This window comes from Phytohabitans sp. LZ39, from assembly GCF_059359075.1.
Genome location: NZ_JCADBM010000006.1, coordinates 368,220 through 386,095 on the forward strand (window position 1 = coordinate 368,220; position 17,876 = coordinate 386,095).

At 73.8% G+C, this 17,876-nt stretch carries 19 protein-coding genes; 16 read left to right on the forward strand and 3 right to left on the reverse strand.

Annotated elements, in window-relative coordinates:
• Positions 1-13 precede the first annotated feature (13 nt).
• From AC5L36_RS15370 to AC5L36_RS15385, 4 genes are read left to right on the forward strand one after another with little or no spacing between them, the layout of a single operon-like run.
• On the forward strand, positions 14-1,552 hold the full coding sequence (locus AC5L36_RS15370; RefSeq protein ID WP_441219248.1) for a FadD3 family acyl-CoA ligase: 1,539 nt from the start codon (positions 14-16) through the stop codon (positions 1,550-1,552).
• A 28-nt stretch (positions 1,553-1,580) separates the two neighbouring features.
• Positions 1,581-2,303, forward strand: coding sequence for an SDR family NAD(P)-dependent oxidoreductase (locus AC5L36_RS15375; RefSeq protein WP_441219250.1), 723 nt, complete (start codon positions 1,581-1,583; stop codon positions 2,301-2,303).
• Between the two features lie 22 nt (positions 2,304-2,325).
• Positions 2,326-3,546, forward strand: a complete 1,221-nt coding sequence (locus AC5L36_RS15380) for an acetyl-CoA C-acetyltransferase (RefSeq protein WP_441219251.1) — start codon at positions 2,326-2,328, stop codon at positions 3,544-3,546.
• Complete coding sequence (locus AC5L36_RS15385) at positions 3,543-4,394, forward strand: SDR family NAD(P)-dependent oxidoreductase (RefSeq protein ID WP_441219253.1); 852 nt, start codon at positions 3,543-3,545, stop codon at positions 4,392-4,394. Before AC5L36_RS15380 ends, AC5L36_RS15385 begins: the two co-directional genes overlap by 4 nt.
• An 84-nt stretch (positions 4,395-4,478) precedes the next feature.
• Here the strand turns inward: AC5L36_RS15385 and AC5L36_RS15390 are convergent, their stop codons facing one another.
• The gene (locus AC5L36_RS15390; RefSeq protein WP_441219255.1) at positions 4,479-5,072 is read right to left on the reverse strand and encodes a TetR/AcrR family transcriptional regulator; all 594 of its coding nucleotides are present in this window, start codon (positions 5,070-5,072) and stop codon (positions 4,479-4,481) included.
• A gap of 160 nt (positions 5,073-5,232) precedes the next feature.
• Between AC5L36_RS15390 and AC5L36_RS15395 the strand changes: the two genes are divergently transcribed.
• Genes AC5L36_RS15395 through AC5L36_RS15445 form a run of 11 tightly spaced genes read left to right on the forward strand, consistent with a single transcriptional unit; the run spans position 5,233 to position 13,990 of the window.
• Positions 5,233-6,096 carry a CoA transferase subunit A gene (locus tag AC5L36_RS15395; RefSeq protein WP_441219257.1) on the forward strand — a complete coding sequence of 288 codons (864 nt, stop codon included), beginning with the start codon at positions 5,233-5,235 and terminating at the stop codon, positions 6,094-6,096.
• 5 nt (positions 6,097-6,101) lie between these two features.
• A complete protein-coding gene (locus tag AC5L36_RS15400) occupies positions 6,102-6,857 on the forward strand; it encodes a CoA-transferase subunit beta (protein WP_441219289.1) in 756 nt (251 codons plus the stop codon).
• Between the two features lie 52 nt (positions 6,858-6,909).
• Positions 6,910-7,977: an NAD(P)H-dependent flavin oxidoreductase gene (locus AC5L36_RS15405; RefSeq protein WP_441219259.1), complete on the forward strand. Its 1,068-nt coding sequence runs from the start codon at positions 6,910-6,912 to the stop codon at positions 7,975-7,977.
• A complete protein-coding gene (locus AC5L36_RS15410) occupies positions 7,974-8,741 on the forward strand; it encodes an SDR family oxidoreductase (protein WP_441219261.1) in 768 nt (255 codons plus the stop codon). Before AC5L36_RS15405 ends, AC5L36_RS15410 begins: the two co-directional genes overlap by 4 nt.
• An 8-nt stretch (positions 8,742-8,749) precedes the next feature.
• The gene (locus AC5L36_RS15415) at positions 8,750-9,175 is read left to right on the forward strand and encodes an FAS1-like dehydratase domain-containing protein (protein ID WP_441219263.1); all 426 of its coding nucleotides are present in this window, start codon (positions 8,750-8,752) and stop codon (positions 9,173-9,175) included.
• Positions 9,172-9,570, forward strand: coding sequence for a MaoC/PaaZ C-terminal domain-containing protein (locus AC5L36_RS15420; RefSeq protein WP_441219265.1), 399 nt, complete (start codon positions 9,172-9,174; stop codon positions 9,568-9,570). Before AC5L36_RS15415 ends, AC5L36_RS15420 begins: the two co-directional genes overlap by 4 nt.
• Positions 9,567-10,298 carry an enoyl-CoA hydratase family protein gene (locus AC5L36_RS15425; RefSeq protein WP_441219267.1) on the forward strand — a complete coding sequence of 244 codons (732 nt, stop codon included), beginning with the start codon at positions 9,567-9,569 and terminating at the stop codon, positions 10,296-10,298. The genes AC5L36_RS15420 and AC5L36_RS15425 overlap by 4 nt, the downstream gene beginning before the upstream one ends.
• Positions 10,295-11,431, forward strand: a complete 1,137-nt coding sequence (locus tag AC5L36_RS15430; RefSeq protein ID WP_441219269.1) for an acyl-CoA dehydrogenase family protein — start codon at positions 10,295-10,297, stop codon at positions 11,429-11,431. Before AC5L36_RS15425 ends, AC5L36_RS15430 begins: the two co-directional genes overlap by 4 nt.
• A 14-nt stretch (positions 11,432-11,445) precedes the next feature.
• A complete protein-coding gene (locus AC5L36_RS15435; RefSeq protein ID WP_441219271.1) occupies positions 11,446-12,432 on the forward strand; it encodes an acyl-CoA dehydrogenase family protein in 987 nt (328 codons plus the stop codon).
• Positions 12,429-13,271: an enoyl-CoA hydratase gene (locus AC5L36_RS15440; RefSeq protein ID WP_441219273.1), complete on the forward strand. Its 843-nt coding sequence runs from the start codon at positions 12,429-12,431 to the stop codon at positions 13,269-13,271. The genes AC5L36_RS15435 and AC5L36_RS15440 overlap by 4 nt, the downstream gene beginning before the upstream one ends.
• Entirely contained in the window at positions 13,268-13,990 is a 723-nt protein-coding gene (locus tag AC5L36_RS15445) for an SDR family NAD(P)-dependent oxidoreductase (RefSeq protein ID WP_441219275.1), read from the forward strand. The genes AC5L36_RS15440 and AC5L36_RS15445 overlap by 4 nt, the downstream gene beginning before the upstream one ends.
• A gap of 7 nt (positions 13,991-13,997) precedes the next feature.
• Here the strand turns inward: AC5L36_RS15445 and AC5L36_RS15450 are convergent, their stop codons facing one another.
• Together AC5L36_RS15450 and AC5L36_RS15455 are read right to left on the reverse strand one after the other, a co-directional pair.
• Positions 13,998-15,326, reverse strand: coding sequence for an FAD-binding oxidoreductase (locus AC5L36_RS15450; protein ID WP_441219277.1), 1,329 nt, complete (start codon positions 15,324-15,326; stop codon positions 13,998-14,000).
• Positions 15,327-15,413: 87 nt separating this feature from the next.
• A complete protein-coding gene (locus AC5L36_RS15455; RefSeq protein WP_441219279.1) occupies positions 15,414-16,088 on the reverse strand; it encodes a thioesterase family protein in 675 nt (224 codons plus the stop codon).
• Positions 16,089-16,135: 47 nt separating this feature from the next.
• Here AC5L36_RS15455 and AC5L36_RS15460 point away from each other — a divergent pair, with 47 nt between their 5' ends.
• Positions 16,136-17,776, forward strand: a complete 1,641-nt coding sequence (locus AC5L36_RS15460; protein ID WP_441219281.1) for a class I adenylate-forming enzyme family protein — start codon at positions 16,136-16,138, stop codon at positions 17,774-17,776.
• The last annotated feature ends 100 nt before the right edge of the window (positions 17,777-17,876 follow it).

A 17,876-nucleotide genomic window follows, 5' to 3' on the forward strand; every position in this document is an offset into this window, starting at 1 on the left:
GTAAGGTGCCGGCATGGCGGTCGACCCCACGGCGGCCCGGACGCTGCCGGCACTCGTCCGCGCGGCCGCCGAGGCCCACCCGGACCGGGAGGCCGTGGTGGACGGCGACACGCGCGTCACGTTCGAGCGCCTCGCGGTCGAGGTCGAGCGCGCCGCGGCGGCGCTGGTCGCCTCGGGTGTGCGCGCCGGCGACCGGGTGGCGATCTGGGCGCCGAACAGCTGGCGCTGGCTTGTCGCGGCGCTCGGCGTGGCCGGCGCCGGCGCGGTGCTGGTCCCGCTCAACACGCGGTACAAGGGCCCCGAGGCCGGCTACATCCTCGACCGCACGAGGGCGAAGCTGCTGTTCACGCAGGACGGCTTTCTCGGCATCCCGTACCGGTCGATGGCTGCCGAGCGCGGCGGTGAGGTCGTCGACTTCGCGGACTGGGACGCGTTCGTCGGCCGGGGGTCCACACAGGACGTTCGCGCGGCCCGCGAGTGCGCGGCCGCGGTGACGCCCGACGACGTATGCGACATCTTCTTCACCTCCGGCACCACCGGACACCCGAAGGGCGCGATGCTGGGGCACGGGCAGACCACCCGGCTGTACGTGGCCTGGAGCGAGCGGGCGACACTGCGTGCGGGCGACCGCCAGGCACTGGTCAACCCGTTCTTCCACACCTTCGGTTGGAAGGCGGGGGTGGTCGCCTGCCTGCTGCGCGGCGCCACCGTCGCGCCGCTGCCGGTCTTCGACGTGGCCGCGACGATGAGCCTGATCGAGCGGGAACGGATCACCGTGCTGCCCGGCCCACCGACGCTGTACACGTCCATCCTGGACCACCCCGAGCGGGCGCGTTTCGACCTGTCCAGCCTGCGGGTGGCGGTGACCGGCGCGACCACCGTGCCGGTCGTCATGGTCGAGCGGCTCCACGCCGAGTTGGGGCTGCGCACGGTGGTGACCGCGTACGGCCTGACCGAGTCGTGCGGCACCGCGACCATGTGCCGGCCGGACGACGACCCGGCCACCGTCGCCGCCACCAGCGGTGGACCGGTGCCGGGCGTCGAGGTGCGGGTGGTCGGCGCGAACGGCGTGCCCCAGGGGCCGGGGCAGCCGGGCGAGGTGCAGATCCGCGGGTACAACGTGACCCGCGGCTACTTCGAGGACGAGCCGGCGACCGCGGCGGCCGTGGACCCGGACGGCTGGCTGCGCACCGGCGACATCGGGGTGCTCGACGAGCGTGGCTATCTGCGCATCACCGACCGGCTCAAGGACATGTTCATCGTCGGCGGCTTCAACGCCTACCCGGCGGAGATCGAGCAGGTCGTGGTCCGGCATCCGGGGGTGGCCGAGGCGGCCGTGATCGGCGTGCCGGACGAGCGGCTCGGCGAGGTGGGCCGGGCGTTCGTGGTGCCCCGGCCGGGCGCCGCCGGCGACCTCGCCGCCGAGCTGATCGAGTACTGCCGGGCGAACCTCGCCAACTACAAGGTGCCCCGGTCCGTCGTGCTCGTGGCGGCGCTGCCACGCAACGCGAGCGGCAAGGTGATGAAGGCCGCGCTCCGCGAGTCTTCCTAACTAACCAAGCGCTTGTTAGGTTGGGTGGGTGGATCTGGGGTTCGCGGCCGGGCAGACGGTCGTGGTGACCGGGGCGGGCAGCGGCATCGGCCGCGCCATCGCCGTCCTGGCCGCCACGGCCGGGCTGCGGGTCGCCGCGTGGGACATCGCCGCCGCGGCGGTGGCCGACACCGTGGCCGGCATCGAGGCGGCCGGCGGTTCCGCGGTCGCCGTCACCGCGGACGTCAGCGACCCCGCCGCGGTGCGAGCCGCGCTGGCGGCCAGCGGACCGGCCCGGTACCTGGTCAACAACGCGGGGCCGGCGAGCAGCGGAGACCTGGCGTTCGCGCGGGCCCTCGAGCTGACCGTGGGCAGTGTCCGGCTGGTCACGCAGGAGTGGCTGGCCACCGGCCCACCCAGCGGCGCGGCGGTGGTCAACGTCGCCTCGGTCGCCGGCAACCACTTCGGCACCGCCTCCGACTGGTACTGCGCGGGCAAGGCGGCCATCGCCGGCTACACCCGCCACCTGGCGCTGACCCGCGCCCCGGCGGTCCGCGCCAACGCCGTCGCGCCCGGCCTGATCGCCACACCGCGGATGGCCGGGTTCGCCGAGACGGACCTGGGGCGCGCGGTGATCGGGCGCAACCCGCAGCGCCGCCCCGGCGCCCCGGAGGAGGTGGCCGGCGCGGTGCTGTTCCTGCTCTCGCCGCTCGCCGCGTACGTCAACGGAGTCCTGCTGCCGGTCGACGGCGGCTGGCTGATCGCTCAGTAGAGCACAGTAGACAGGAGTCTTCATGGCCGAAGCAGTCATCGTGGCGGCCGCGCGTTCGCCGATCGGGCGGGCACGCAAGGGCTCGCTGACCGACGTGCGGGCCGACGAGCTCGGCGCAGCCATGGTCTCGGCCGCGCTCGCCCAGGTGCCCGAGCTGGACCCGGCCACCCTCGACGACGTCATGGTCGGCTGCGCCCAGCCGGCCGGCGAGCAGGGGTACAACCTGGCCCGGATGGTCGCGCTGCGGATCGGGCTGGACGGCGTGCCGGGCACCACCGTCGCCCGCTACTGCGCCTCGTCGCTGCAAACCACCCGGATGGCCTTCCACGCCGTCAAGGCGGGGGAGGGGCACGCGTTCGTCTCCGCCGGCGTGGAGGTGGTGTCCCGCTACGACCGGGGCAAGTCCGACGGCTCGCCCGGCACGCACAACCCGCGGTACGCCGAGGCGGAGGCCCGCACCGCCGGGCGGGCGGAGGCCGGTGCTCCGCTGTGGACGGACCCGCGGGCCGCCGGGGCCGAGCCGGACGTGTACATCGCGATGGGGCAGACCGCGGAGAACGTCGCCCAGCTGTGCGGGGTCAGCCGGCGCGAGCAGGACGAGTTCGCGGTGCGCAGTCAGAACCTGGCCGAGAAGGCGCTCGCGGACGGCTTCTGGGCCACCGACATCACCCCCGTCACCAAGCCGGACGGCACGGTGGTCGAGCTCGACGACTGCCCCCGGGCCGGCGTGACGCTGGAGCGGGTCGGCGCGCTCGACCCGGTGTTCCGGCCGGACGGCACGGTCACGGCCGGCAACTGCTGCCCGCTCAACGACGGCGCGGCCGCGCTTGTCGTGCTCAGCGACGTACGGGCGCGCGAGCTCGGGCTGACCCCGCTGGCCCGCATCGTGTCCACCGGCGTGTCCGCGCTCAGCCCGGAAATCATGGGCTTGGGACCGGTCGAGGCGACGCGGCGGGCCCTCGCCAACGCCGGCATGTCGATCGGCGACATCGACCTCATCGAGATCAACGAGGCGTTCGCCGCCCAGGTGCTGCCGTCGGTGCGGCAGATGGGCGCCGACATCGAGCGGGTGAACGTCCACGGTGGAGCGATCGCGGTCGGGCACCCGTTCGGCATGACCGGCGCGCGGATCACCACGACACTTGTCAACGGGCTCCGGTTTCGGGACAAGCAGTTCGGCCTGGAGACCATGTGCACCGCCGGCGGGCAGGGCATGGCCATGGTGGTGGAGCGACTCTCATGAGCGGATACCTGGCCGGCAAGGCGGTGGTGGTCACCGGCGCCGGGCGTGGGCTCGGCGCCGCCTACGCCCGGCTGGCCGCCGCCGAGGGCGCACACGTCGTGGTGAACGACGTGGACGGTGCCGCCGCCCGCGAGGTGGCCACGGGCATCGGCGGCCGCGCGATCGCCGACCTCTCCGACATCTCCACATGGGACGGTGCGGGTGCGCTCGTGGCACGGTGCCGGGAGGCGTTCGGCGCGATCGACGGTCTGGTCAACAACGCCGGCATCTTCCGCCTCGCCGATCCGCTCAGCCAGGACCCGGAAGAGTTCCGGGCGGTGGTCGAGGTCAACCTGCTCGGCACCGCGTACTGCGGGCTGCACGCCATCCGCGCGATGCACGAGCAGCCGGGCGGCGGCTCCGTCGTCAACGTCACGTCGGGCTCGCACGCCGGCTATCCCGCGGTGGGCGCGTACGGCGCGAGCAAGGGCGGCGTCGCGTCGCTCACCTACTGCTGGGCCGCCGACCTGGCCGGCACCCCGGTGCGGGTCAACGCCGTCTCACCGAACGCGCACACCCGGATGGCCGAGGCCTACGAGGAGTACCTCGGCGACCGGGCCCGCGGCCAAAACATCGGCAAGCCGCCGGAGGACAACGCCCCGGCGGTGGTGTACCTGCTCTCCGAGGCGGCCGCCGGGATCACCGGCCAGGTGGTCCGCGTCGACGGGGCCGAACTGTCCATCATGGCTCACCCAGGTCTGCGACCGCCGGCCGTGGAGCTACCCGAGCCGTCGGTCGCGGCGGTGGCCGCGGTGTTCACCGACCACCTCGCCGCCCACCTCCAACCGATCGGCCTCCGGAGACCCTAGAGCCGCCGGCCGGGAGCGGTGCCCGCGGGAGCATACGGTCCACAGCTGAGACGGACGGGGGCAAATCTGCTTGTAGAAAGCTCTCTAGGCCCGGGCCGTGGTGAGGCCGTCGAGGAAGAGGGCGGTGCAGTCTTCGGCGAGGCGGGAGGTGGGGTACTCCTTGCTGGGCTTGAACCAGCGGACCGACAGCCACACCGCGTCGCGGATCAGGCGGTAGAGGATCTTCGCGTCGAGGTCGGCGCGGAACACGCCCTGTGCCACACCGGACTCGATCACCTGGAGCCAGGTGGTCTGCACCTCCTTGCCGGCGTTGCGCAGGTAGGCGAAGCGGTCGAACTGGAGGAGGTAGTTGACGTCGTTCTGGTAGATCTCGGTGGCGTGCGGGTGTGCCTCGACCACCTCCAGCGAGGCGACGACCAGGTCGTGCAGCCGGGCGCGCGGGTCGGTCTGTACGTCGAGCACCGCCTTGTACCGCGCTCGCAGGTCCTCCAGGAACGACGAGATGATCTCGTCGACCATGGCCTCTTTGGACTCGAAATGGTGGTACAGGCTGCCGGAGAGGATGCCGACCTCGTCCGCGATCTGCCGCACGGTGGTGGCCGCGACGCCTTTGGTGGCGAAGAGTGCGGCGGCGCTGGCGAGGATTGACTCGCGTCGATCGACGGGCTCTCGGGCCATGGGCTCGCTCGCAGGGATTCGTCGGGATGGGTCGATGGCTTCCGGGAGTTTACCGGTGCGCGATCGACCACTCAGCGTTCCTCTTGGTCCGCTCGCCGACCAGTGTAGCGTAACCAATCAAGCGCTTGGTATGTTGGCCGCGACGTGATCGGAAGGTGACATGGCTGACAAGCGGATGACCGAGGCCGACGTGGTGGCGGAGCTGCGCTCCGGCATGACGATCGGCATCGGCGGGTGGGGGTCGCGGCGTAAGCCGATGTCCCTGGTGCGGGCGATCCTCCGCTCCGATCTGCGCGACCTGACCGTCGTCGGGTACGGCGGTCCGGACGTCGGCCTGCTGCTGGCCGCGGGCAAGGTCCGCCGGCTCGTGTACGGCTTCGTGTCGCTGGACTCCATCCCGCTCGAGCCGCACTTCCGGGCCGCCCGGCAGGCCGGCGCCGTCGAGGTGACCGAGTACGACGAGGGCATGCTGCTGTGGGGGCTGTACGCCGCCGCCTGCCGGCTGCCGTTCCTGCCCACCCGGGTCGGGCTCGGCTCGGACGTGCTGCGGGTCAACCCCGACCTGCGCACGGTCGCCTCGCCGTACGGCGGTGAGGAGCTTGTCGCCGTGCCGGCGCTGCGCCTGGACGCCGCGCTGGTGCACCTCAACCGGGCCGACATGCACGGCAACGCGCAGTTCCTCGGCCCGGACCCGTACTTCGACGACCTGTTCTGCCAGGCGGCCGACCGCGCCTACGTCTCGTGCGAGCGGGTCGTCCCCACGCCCGAGCTGACCGCCGCCGCCTCGGTGCAGACGCTGCGGATCCAGCGCTGGATGGTGCGCGGCGTGGTGGAGGCGCCCAACGGCGCCCACTTCACCTCCTGCGACCCGGACTACGGGCGGGACGAGGACTTCCAGCGCGAGTACGCCGCGGCGGCCGCCGACCCCGGGCTGTGGCGCGCGTTCGAGGACCGCTACCTGGCCGGCGACGAGCGGGCCTACCAGGCGGCCGTGGCGGCCCGTAGCGCGGCGGTGCCGGCATGACCGCGGTGGCGGCGGCCACCCGCGCGGAGGTGTGCGTGGTGGCCTGCGCCGAGGCGTGGCGCGGAGACGGGGAGATCCTGGCCAGCCCGATCGGGCTCGTACCGACCATCGCGGCCCGGCTGGCCCGGGCCACGTTCGCGCCGGACCTGCTGCTCTCCGACGGCGAGGCGATGCTCGTGCAGGGCACCTGGGCGATCGGCGCGCCGCCGCCGGTGGTCGAAGGGTGGATCCCTTACCGGGCGGTGTTCGACCTGATTTACGGCGGCCGCCGGCACGTGATGATGGGACCGAGCCAGATCGACCGGTACGGCAACGCGAACATCTCCGCCATCGGCGACTTCGCCCGACCCACCGTCCAGCTGCTCGGGGTGCGCGGCGCGCCCGGCAACACCGTGCACCACCCGACCAGTTACTGGGTGCCCAGGCACAGCCCGCGCTCGTTCGTCGCCGAGGTCGACATGGTCAGCGGCGTCGGGTACGACCGGGCGGCCGCCGCCGGTCCGGAGGTCACCCGCTACCACGAGGTCCGCCGGGTGGTCAGCAACCTCGGCGTGTTCGACTTCGACACACCGGATCGCCGGATGCGGCTGATCTCCACCCATCCCGGCGTTACCGTCGAGCAGGTGCGGGCGGCGACCGGGTTCGACATCGCGGCGGCGGACGATGTGCCGGCCACCCGGCTGCCCACCGACGCGGAGCTGCGGCTGATCCGTGAGGTGATCGACCCGCGGCAGGCCCGCGACCGCGAGGTGCCCGGATGAACCACCCAACGAAAACGCTCCGCTTCGCTCCACGTTTCCGCCGGGGCCCGGGGTGACCGTGCGCCCGCACACCCGGATCTGCGATCTCTTCGGGGTGCGCCACCCGATCGTGCAGACCGGCATGGGGTTCGTCTCCGACGCGCGGCTGACCGCCGCCACGGCCAACGCCGGCGGGCTCGGGATCCTCGCCAGCGCCACGCTGAGCTTCGCCGAGCTGGCCGACGCGATCCGGCGCACCAAGGAGCGCACGGACGCGCCGTTCGGGGTCAACCTGCGGGCGGACGCGCCCGATATCGGCGAGCGCGTCGACCTGCTGATCCGCGAGCGGGTCCGGGTGGCCTCGTTCGCGCTCGCGCCCAAGCCGGACCTGATCGCCCGGCTCAAGGACGGCGGGCTTGTCGTCGTGCCGTCGGTCGGCGCCCGCCGGCACGCCGAGAAGGTCGCCGCGTGGGGCGCGGACGCGGTCGTCGTGCAGGGCGCCGAGGGCGGCGGCCACACCGGACCGGTTCCCACCACGCTGCTGCTGCCACAGGTCGTGGACGCGGTCGACATCCCGGTTATCGCGGCCGGCGGCTTCTTCGACGGGCGCGGGCTGGTGGCCGCCCTGGCGTACGGCGCCGACGGGATCGCGATGGGCACCCGGTTTCTGCTCACCAGCGACAGCCCGGTCAGCGACGCGGTCAAGCGCCGCTACCTCGACGCGACCGTCACCGACACCGTGGTCACCGCCGCGCTCGACGGCGTGCCGCAGCGGGTGCTGCGCTCGGACTTCGTGGATCGGTTGGGCCGCGGCGGCCGGGCCCGGCGCCTGGCGCGTGCGGCGGGCAGCGTGCTGGCGTTCCGCCGCCTCACCGGGGCCCGCCTGACCGACCTGGCCCGCGAGGGCCGGGCGATGCGGCGTTCGCACGGGCTCACCGTCGAGCAGGCGCTGCTGGCCGCCAATACCCCGATGCTGCTCAAGGCGTCCATGGTGGACGGACGCCCGGAGGCCGGCGTGATGGCCACCGGACAGGTCGCCGGGCTGATCGACGACCTGCCCAGCTGCGCCGAGCTGATCGACCGGATCATGGCCGAGGCCGCGGCCGTGCTCGACCGCCTCGCCACCCGGGAGGAACGGTGACCGCGCCGACCGGCCACGGGCTGCTCGCCGGCCGCACCGTGCTGGTCACCGCCGCGGCCGGCACCGGCATCGGGTACGCGACCGCCGAACGCTGCGCACGCGAAGGCGCGACCGTGGCGATCAGCGACCGGCACGAGCGGCGGCTGGCCGAGGCCGCGGCCCGGCTCGCCGAGGCCATGGGCGAGGAACCTGTCGCGGTGCCCTGCGACGTGACCGTCGAGGAGCAGGTGCGGCGGATGTTCGACACCGTGCTGGAGCGGCACGGGCACCTCGACGTGCTGGTCAACAACGCCGGGCTGGGCGGCGCCGCGCCGGTCGTGGAAATGACCGACGAGCAGTGGCACAGCGTCCTGGACGTCACGCTCACCGGCACGTTCCGGTGCACCCGCGCGGCGCTGCGGCACATGATGCCGCGCGGCACCGGCGCCATCGTCAACAACGCCTCCGTGGTCGGCTGGCGGGCGCAGGCGGGCCAGGCGCACTACGCCGCCGCGAAAGCGGGCGTGATGGCGCTGACCCGGTCCGCCGCGATGGAGGCGGCGAAGGCGGGAGTGCGGGTCAACGCGGTCGCGCCCAGCCTCGCCATGCACCCGCACCTGGCCAAGGTGACGACCGAGGAGTTCCTCACCGAGCTGACCGGGCGGGAGGCGTTCGGCCGCGCCGCCGAGCCGTGGGAGGTGGCCAACGTGATCGTCTTCCTGGCCAGCGACTACGCCTCGTACCTGGTCGGCGAGGTCATCTCCGTCAGCAGCCAGCATCCGTAGGGGGAGTGATGGTCGACAGCGCGGCGCTCGGCGCCACCGGCACGCCGTTCACCATGCCGGTCGAACGCGGAAAGATCCGCGAGTTCGCCCGCGCCACCGGCTCGACGAACCCCGCGTACCTGGACGAGCCAGCACCGGTCGCGCCGCCCACGTTCCTGACCACCGCGGCGTTCTGGCAGGAGGGCGACGCCGACCCGTGGCGGGCGGTGGCCATGGACCAGAGCCGCGGGCTGCACGCCGAGCAGGAGTACGTCTTCCACGGCCCGCCGCCGCGCGCCGGCGACGTGCTGACCGGCACCTCGCGGATCGTCGACGTCTACCAGAAGCGGGGACGCAGCGGCACGCTGACGTTCGCGGTCATGGTCACCGAGTTTCGTGACCACAGTGGACGGCTCGTCGCCGAGGCCCGGCTGACCGGGGTGGAGACCTCGTGACACCGCCCCCGCCGCTGGTACTCGGCCCGCTGACCCGCACCGACCTGGTGCGGTACCAGGGCGCGTCCGGCGACTTCAACCCGATCCACCACGACGAGCCGTTCGCCCGCGCCGCCGGACTGCCCGCACCGCTCACGCTCGGCATGCTCTCCGCCGGGGCGCTGGCCACCTGGGCCACCGACTGGCTGGGCGCGGACGCGGTACGCCGGTTCCGGGTGCGCTTCGAGGCGCGCGTCTTCCCGGGCGACACGCTCACCTGCGACGGGCACGTGGTGCGCGAGTACGACACGGACGGGGAGCCGCGTGTGGACCTGGAGCTCGCCTGCCGCACCCAGGCCGGCGCGCTGGCGGTACGCGGCTGGGCGACCTTCGCGGTGGAAGGGGACAACGCGTGATCGAGACGGTGGCCGGCCCGGACGGCGTGGTCGAGGTCGTGATGGACAACCCACCGGTGAACGCCCTGCCGGTGGCCGGCTGGTACGCGCTCGCCGAGGCACTGTCCGGTGTGGACGGCACCGTCCGGGCGGTGGTGCTGCGCGCCGAGGGCCGCGGCTTCAACGCCGGCGTCGACATCAAGGAGCTGAAGGCGGCCCGCGACTTCTCCGCGCTCGTCGGCGTCAACCGGGGCTGCGCCGCCGCGTTCGCCGCGGTGTACGAGTGCCCGGTGCCGGTGGTCGCCGCGGTGCACGGCTTCTGCCTCGGCGGCGGCATCGGCCTGGTCGGCAACGCGGACATCATCGTGGCCAGCGAGGACGCCACCTTCGGCCTGCCCGAGGTGGACCGCGGCGCGCTCGGCGCGGCCACCCACCTGTCCCGGCTCGTGCCGCAGCACCGGATGCGGGCGATGATGTACACCTCGGCTACGGCCACCGCCGCGGAGCTGCACGCCTACGGCTCCGTACTGTCGGTGGTGCCACGCGAGCAGCTGCGCGACACCGCGCTCGGCGTGGCGCGCGAGATTGCCGCCAAGGACCCGGCGGTGATCCGGGCGGCGAAGGAGTCGCTCAACGGCATCGACCCGTGGGACGTGCGCCGCAGCTACCGGTACGAGCAGGGCTTCACGTTCGAGCTGAACCTTTCCGGTGTGGCCGACAAGGTCCGCGACACGTTCGGTGAGCCATGACGGGTGTGGACCTGCGCGACACCGCGGCGGAGGCGGACTTTCGGGCCGAGGCCCGGCAGTGGCTGCGGGCCAACGTGCCGGCGACCCCGCTGCCCTCCGGCGACACCCGCGACGGCTTCGCCCGCCACGTCGAGTGGGAGCGGCGACTGTACGAGGCCGGCTGGGCGGCGGTCTCCTGGCCCAGGGAGTACGGCGGGCGGGACGCCTCGCTGTGGCAGTGGCTCATCTTCGAGGAGGAGTACTACGCGGCCGGCGCGCCGCAGCGGGTCACCCAGAACGGCATCTTCCTGCTGGCACCCACCCTGTTCGAGTTCGGCTCCCAGGAGCAGCGGGACACGTTGCTGCCGCGCATCGCGGCGGCCGAAGACCTGTGGTGCCAGGGCTGGTCCGAGCCCGGCGCCGGCAGCGACCTGGCCGGCATCGCCAGCCGGGCCGAGCGGACCGCCGGCGGGTGGCGGCTGTCCGGGCAGAAGACGTGGACCACGCGCGGCGCGTTCTGCACCCACCTGTTTGGACTGTTCCGGTCCGACCCGTCCGCCGGCCGGCACCGGGGCCTGACCTACTTCCTCGTCCCGCTCGACGCCGAGGGCGTGACGGTGCGCGGCTTCGGCCGGCTGGACGGCGACGAGGGCTTCGCCGAGGTGTTCTTCGACGACGTCTTCGTGCCCGACAGGGCGGTCCTCGGCGGTGTCCACGATGGATGGCGGGTGGCGATGGCCACCACCGGCTCCGAGCGCGGCCTGACGCTGCGCTCGCCGGGCCGGTTCACCGCCGCCGCCGACCGGCTCACCGCGCTGGCCCGCGACCACGCGCTCGCCCCGCGCCTGCGCGAACGCGTCGTGCGCGCCTGGCTGGGGGCGCGGGCCTACCAGCTCTTCACGCTCCACCAGGTCACCGAGATGCTGGAAGGCCGGCGGCCGGGTGCCCGGTCGAGCCTCAACAAGCTGCACTGGTCGGAGCTCGACATCGAGCTGCACCAGACCGCGCTGGACCTGCTCGGCGCGGAAGCCGAACGGGACGGCATGTGGAGCCGCGGCTTCATGTTCTCCCTTTCCGGCCCCATCTACGCCGGTACCAACGAGATCCAGCGAAACATCGTCGCCGAGCGGGTGCTCGGCCTGCCCCGAGCCTGAAACGGGGGATCGACATGCGGTTCGCGCTCACCGAAGACCAGGTCGCGCTCCGGGACGCGGTCCGGGAGCTGCTCGCCGAGCGCTGCCCGGCCGCCACGGTACGGGCGGCCTGGCCCGGCGGCGATCCGGCACCGGTGGAGGCGCTCTGGCGCGACCTGACCGCGATGGGCGTACTGGGCGCCGCGGTGCCCGACGAGCACGGCGGGCTTGGCCTTCGGGAGACCGACCTCGTGCCGCTGCTGGAGGAGTGCGGCCGGGCCGCGGTGCCGCTGCCGGTCGCCGAGACCGCCGCGGTCGTCGCCCCGCTGCTCGCCGCGGCCGGCCATCCGCTGCTGCCCGCGGTACTCGCCGGCCAGACCCGGGTGGCGCTCGCGGCCGGCCCGTTCACCCCGTACGGCCAGCGGGCGGAGCAGGCGCTCGTGCTCGACGGCGGCGCGGCCTGGCTGGTGCCACTGGCCGGTGCGCCACCGGTGACCACTGTGGACGGTGCACGGGCGGCGGTGCGGTCGCCCGCGCCCACCGGCGAGCCGGTGACCCGCGACCCGGGGCTGCTGCGGGCAGCCCGCTGGCGGGCCGACCTGTGCCTGGCGGCGCAGCTGGTGGGGCTGTCCCGGGCGCTGTTGGAGATGACCGTGGCGTACGTCCGCGAACGCCGCCAGTTCGGCGTTCCGGTCGGCAGCTTCCAGGCGGTCAAGCACCACCTGGCCGACGCGCTGCTGCGGATCGAGTTCGCCGCACCGGCCGTGCTGGCGGCCGGCTGGGCGCTGGCGCAGGCGGCACCGACCCGCGCGGCGGACGTCGCCGCGGCCGCGGTCCTGGCCACCGAGGCGGCCCAGACGACCGCGCGCACCGCGATCCAGTGCCACGGCGGGATCGGCTACACCGTCGAGTACGACCTGCACCTGTACGCGAAGCGGGTGTGGGCGCTCACCGCCGGCTCCGATGTGGACGGCCACCTGGAGAAGCTGGCCGGCGTGCTCGGATTGAAGGGGGCTTCATGAGTGACGAGGTGCTGTACCGGGTCGACGGGCCGGTGGCGGTGGTGACGATGAACCGCCCCCGCTACCGCAACGCGCAAAACTCGGCGATGACGTACGCCCTGGACGACGCGTTCTACCGGGCGGTCGAGGACGACGGCGTGAAGGTGATCGTGCTCGGCGGGGCCGGCGACCACTTCTCCGCCGGCCACGACATCGGCACGCCGGAACGCGACGTCCACGTCTCCTACCCGCGCCGTGCCGGCCTGTGGTGGGACCACGTCGGCAAGTCCGGGGCGGAGAGCCGGTACGCCCGCGAGTCCGAGGTTTACCTCGGCATGTGCCGGCGCTGGCGGGAGATCCCCAAGCCCACCGTGGCGATGGTGCAGGGCGCCTGCGTCGCCGGCGGCCTCATGCTCGCCTGGTGCTGCGACATGGTGGTCGCCGCCGAGGACGCGTTCTTCGCCGATCCGGTGGTCCGCATGGGCATCCCCGGCGTCGAGTACTTCGCCCACCCGTGGGTGATGGGCCCCAGGTTCGCCAAGGAGTTCCTGTTCCTCGGCGAGCGGGTGCCGGCCGCCCGCGCGCTGGAGCTCGGCATGGTAAACCGGGTGGTCCCGCGCGCCGACCTGGAGCGGTCCACGATGGACATAGCCGGCCGGATCGCGAAGATGCCCAGGCTCGGGCTCGCACTCACGAAGCGCGCGGTCAACCAGGCCGAAGACCTCATGGGCCTGCACGCCGGCATGGACTCCGCCTTCGGGCTGCACCACGTCGCCCACGCGCACAACGCCGAGGTCGGCGCCGACGCGCTGGCGGGGCACGACGCCCGCTCGATGCGGGACGCCGGCAGCCCGTCGTGACCGGCCGGTACACCGGACTCGTGGCACTGGTGACCGGCGCCGCGTCCGGCATCGGCGCCGCCACGGTGGCCCGCCTGTCGGCCGAAGGCGCCCGCGTCGCCGCGCTGGACCTGACCCCCGCGCCCGGCGCCGACCTGGACCTGCGAGCCGACGTGCGGGACGAGGAGGCGGTCCAGGCGGCGGTCGCCCGCACGGTCGACTGGGGCGGCCGCCTCGACCTGGTCGTGACCGCCGCCGGCGTGGCCTCGTACGCCCGCGCCCACACGCAAACCCTCGACGAGTGGCACCGCCTGCTCGCGGTCAACCTCACCGGCACGTTTCTCGTGCTCCGCGAGGCGCTGCCCCACCTGGCCCACCACCGCGGTGCGGGGGTGACCGTGGCCTCCCTCGCCGGGGTGCGCGGCTTCCGCTACAGCGCGGCGTACTCCGCGTCGAAGGGCGGCGTCGTCGCGCTCTCCCGGGCCCTGGCCGTCGAGTACGCCCCGGCGGGCGTCCGGGTCGCGTGCGTCTGTCCGGGCTCTGTGGACACTCCACTCAAACGCGGGCTGGCGCCGGTGCCCGACCCGGACCCGGCACTGCTGGCTCACGGCCGGGCGCTGGTGGACCCGCCGGTGGCGCGGGCCGAGGAGATCGCCGCCGCCATCGCCTACCTCGGCTCGTCCGAGGCCCGCTTCGCCACCGGCACCGTCCTCCAGATCGACGGCGCCGCCAGCGCCTGACTGGCCTCTACTGTGGACGGACGTTGTGGTTGCGGGAGAAGAGGTTGCCGGGGTCGTACTGGGCCTTGGCCTTCGCCAGCCGGCCGTAGGTCTCCGCCGGGTAGACCGCGGCCACGTCCTCTTCCGTGGCGGACGCGAGGAAGTTGGCGTAGGCGCCGCTGGCGTGCGGGGTGAGCCGCGCCCAGATCGCCGCCAGCCCCGGCCGGGCGGCCTCGACCACCGGGGTCGGGCCGACGATGGTGGTCACGAACATCAGCTCCGCCTGGCGGTGTGCGTAGGCGGTGGCGTCGGCGGGGACGCGGGACACCGCACCTCCGACGCTGCGGATGGCGATGAACGGCGTGCGTTCGGCCGCCGCGACCTCGGTGAGGATCCGCAGGACCGTGGGCACCGATTCGCGGTCGGCGAAGCCGCTGCGGGTCACCAGCTGGATGCCGGGCGGCGGGGTCAGGCCGTCCACGAGGATGTCCGGGTACGGCTTCAGCGCCACGTCGTCGTGGATGACCGTGCCGAGCCGGCGGATCGGGTCGATCGCGGCCGCGGCGAGGGTGGGGTCGTCGCCGTCGAAGGCGACGGCGACCTCGACCGGTGCCGTGGGGCCGCCGGCGAACGGGTTGGCGAGCTCCACGACGGAGGTGAGCTCCTCGGGGGCGGTGCGGAGGTAGTCCGCCCAGCCTTGGAGCACGGTCGCCGCCTCCGCCGCCGGGAAGGCGATCTTTCCGAAGTGGACACCGGTCGTCGGGTGTGCCGCGAAGTCGAACGCGGTCACGATCCCGAAGTTGCCGCCGCCGCCGCGGATCGCCCAGAAGAGGTCGGGGTGTTCCTCGGTGGTCGCGCGCACGACGTCGCCGTCGGCGGTGACCACCTCCACGGCGACGAGCTGGTCCAGCGCCAGGCCGTACTTCCTGACCTTCCAGCCGATGCCGCCGCTCAGCGTCAGCCCGCCGACGCCGACGCTCCGGGTGTCGCCGGAGGAGATCGCCAGGTCGTGCGGTGCCAGGGCGGCGGCGACCTCGCCCCAGGTGGCGCCGCCGCCGATCCGCACGAGGTGGCGGTCGCCGCCGAGGATTTCCACGGTGGCGAGCTTGCCGAGGTCGATGACCACGCCGCCGTCGTTGGTGCCGAAGCCGGGGAAGGCGTGGCCGCCGCCGCGTACCGACAACGGAAGCCCCGTGCCGGCGGCGAACCTGACCGCCGCCCGCACGTCCCCGACGCTCTTGGGTCGCAGCACGTAGGCCGGGCTACCCGCGACCAGCACCGAGCGGCTCGCTGATTCGTACTCCGCCGCACCCGGTGTGATGATGTCGCCGCCGAAGCTGTCGATCGTCGTGCTCATGGTGTTCCTTCCCCGTCTCGGAATCTGTACAAAGGCGTGACGAAACAGCCGGGCAAGATGTAAGAGCTACGGAGTGTGACGTGCGTCTCAGGCCCAGATGAGGGTCTGTGCGACCTGGCCGTCGCCGACCGGACGGTCGCCGGCGCTGGCACGCACGTCGAACGTGACGCGGCGGCCGCGGGCGGCGGCGACGGTCGCGTGCACGGTGACCCGCTCGCCGAGCACCGCCGCGCCGGTGTGCCGCACGCCGATCCAGGTGCCGACCGAGGCGGCGCCGGGCGTGAAAAGCGGCCGCAACAGGTCCGCGGCGGTGTCCTCGAGCATCGCGACCAGCGCCGGCGTGGCCAGGACCGGGTCGCGCCCGGCCACGTGGTCGGTGGTCATCCCCGCTTCGACGGTGAACTCCCGCCGCGTCTCGTCGCCGGGCGCCAGCGCGGCGGAGAGCATGCCGTCGGCCGGGCCGACCTGGGCCGGGCGCAGGCGGCAGCGCAGGTCGGCGAGCCAGGTGGTCCGGTCGCCGTCGACGAGGTCGAGCCGGAGCGTGCCGACCGCGCCGGCCCGGGCGCGGAGCGTGGCGCGCAGCCGGCCGGTGCCCGGTGTGGCGTCCGGCCCGTGCCAGACGACCTGCTCCAGGAGGGTGCCGGCGGGCACGGCGGAGGCCACCATGTCCAGTACGCGGGCGGCCAGGTGGAGCCCGGGCGGCGGGCCGGCGAGCGGGCCGAGGTCGGTGTGCTGGCCGACGGGGGCCTGCCAGATGTCCACCCGGCCAGCTTGCCACAACCAAGCGCTTGTTAGGTAGGCTGAGGCGCATGCGAAACGAGGAGGTCGCGGCGCTCTTCCCGCCGGGCACCGGGCCCGTGCCCGGCAGCGCGCATGAGCGCTTCGTCGCCGAGCGGCTCGCCGAGCTGGCCGCCGGCGCGCTGGGCGGGCACGGCGACGAGACGATCGCGCAGCGGGTGCGCCGGCACGCCACCGCCATCCCGGACCGGGCCGCGTTCGTCGCCGGCTCGCGGCGGATCACCTGGCGCGAGTACGACGAGCTCTCCGACCGCCTCGCCGCCGCGCTGCTGGAGCGGGGGCTGCGCCGGGGTGACCGGGTCGGCGTGCTGCTGCCGGACGGCGTCGCGGTGCACGCGGTGTACGTGGCCGCGCAGAAGGCCGGCGTGGTGGTCGTCGGCATCGGCCCCCGGGCGGCCCGCCAGGAGATCCGCCACCTGCTCACGGTCAGCGGCGCCACCGCGCTGGTCAGCCACGCCACCCACCGGGACACGCCGGTCGCCGAGCTGGTCGACGGGCTGCCGCTCGCGGTACGCGTGGAGCTCGACGGCGCGACCCTTCCGCCGCTGGCCGAGGCCCGCCGGGCGCTGGCGTCCGCCCGCCCGCTCGGCGTCGCTGAGGTCCATCTCCTCAACGGCACATCGGGTACCACCGGCATGCCGAAGTGCGTGGCACACAACCAAGCCCGCTGGATCTACTTCCACGAGCTCGCGGTCGAGGCCGGCGCGTTCACGCCGGACGACGTGTTTCTGAGCCTGATCCCCGCGCCGTACGGCTTCGCGCAGTGGACGGCCAGCTTCACCCCGACGTTGCTGGGCTGCCCGACCGTGGTGATGCCGCGCTTCGACGCGGCCGGCGCGCTGGAGCTGATCGAACGCGAGCGGGCGACCGTGGTGTGCTGTGTGAGCACTCAGTTCATCATGATGCTCAACTCCGCCGACGCCGGCCGCTACGACCTGTCCTCGCTGCGCTGCATGTTCACCGGTGGCGAGGCGGTCCCGTACGCGCGGGCGGCCGAGTTCGAGCGCCGCACCGGGGCGCGGGTCCTCCAGTTCTACGGCTCGAACGAGACCGGTGCCGTGTCCCGCACCACCGTCGACGACACGGTGGAGCGGCGCCTCGGCACCGCGGGTCGGGTGGTGGACGGCCTGATGCGGGTGCGGCTGCTCGCCGAGGACGGCACCGACGTCACCGCCGCCGGCGGGCCGGGCCAGGCCGCGTGCGCCGGGCCCACCACCTGCCTCGGCTACTTCGGCGACCCGGCCGCCAACGAGGAGCTGATCACGCCGGACGGCTGGATGCTGACCGGCGACGTGTGCACGATCGACGGCGACGGCTACCTGCGCGTGGTGGGCCGCACCGGCGACTTCATCATCCGCGGCGGCAAGAACATCAGCGCCGCCGCGGTGGAGGACCAGGTGGGCACCCACCCGGGCGTGGCGATGGTGGCCGCGGTGGCGGTGCCGGACGCGACGTACGGGGAGCGGGTCTGCGCGGTGATCGTGCCCCGGCCGGGGGCCACTGTGGACCTGGAGGGTCTGCGCGAGCACCTGAGGGCCCGCGGCGTCTCACCCGAAAACTGGCCGGAGCGGGTGGAGCTCGTCGCGGAGCTGCCCCGGGCCTCCGGCGGCAAGGTCGCCAAGGCCGAGCTGCGCAGGCGCCTCGCCGCGTGACACGCTCCGGCCCAGGACACCGGGTGTCCTGGGCCGGGGTGGTGCTGTGGCTGTTGGTGTTACCGGTCAGGTGATGGTGATGTCGCTGCACCACATGTAG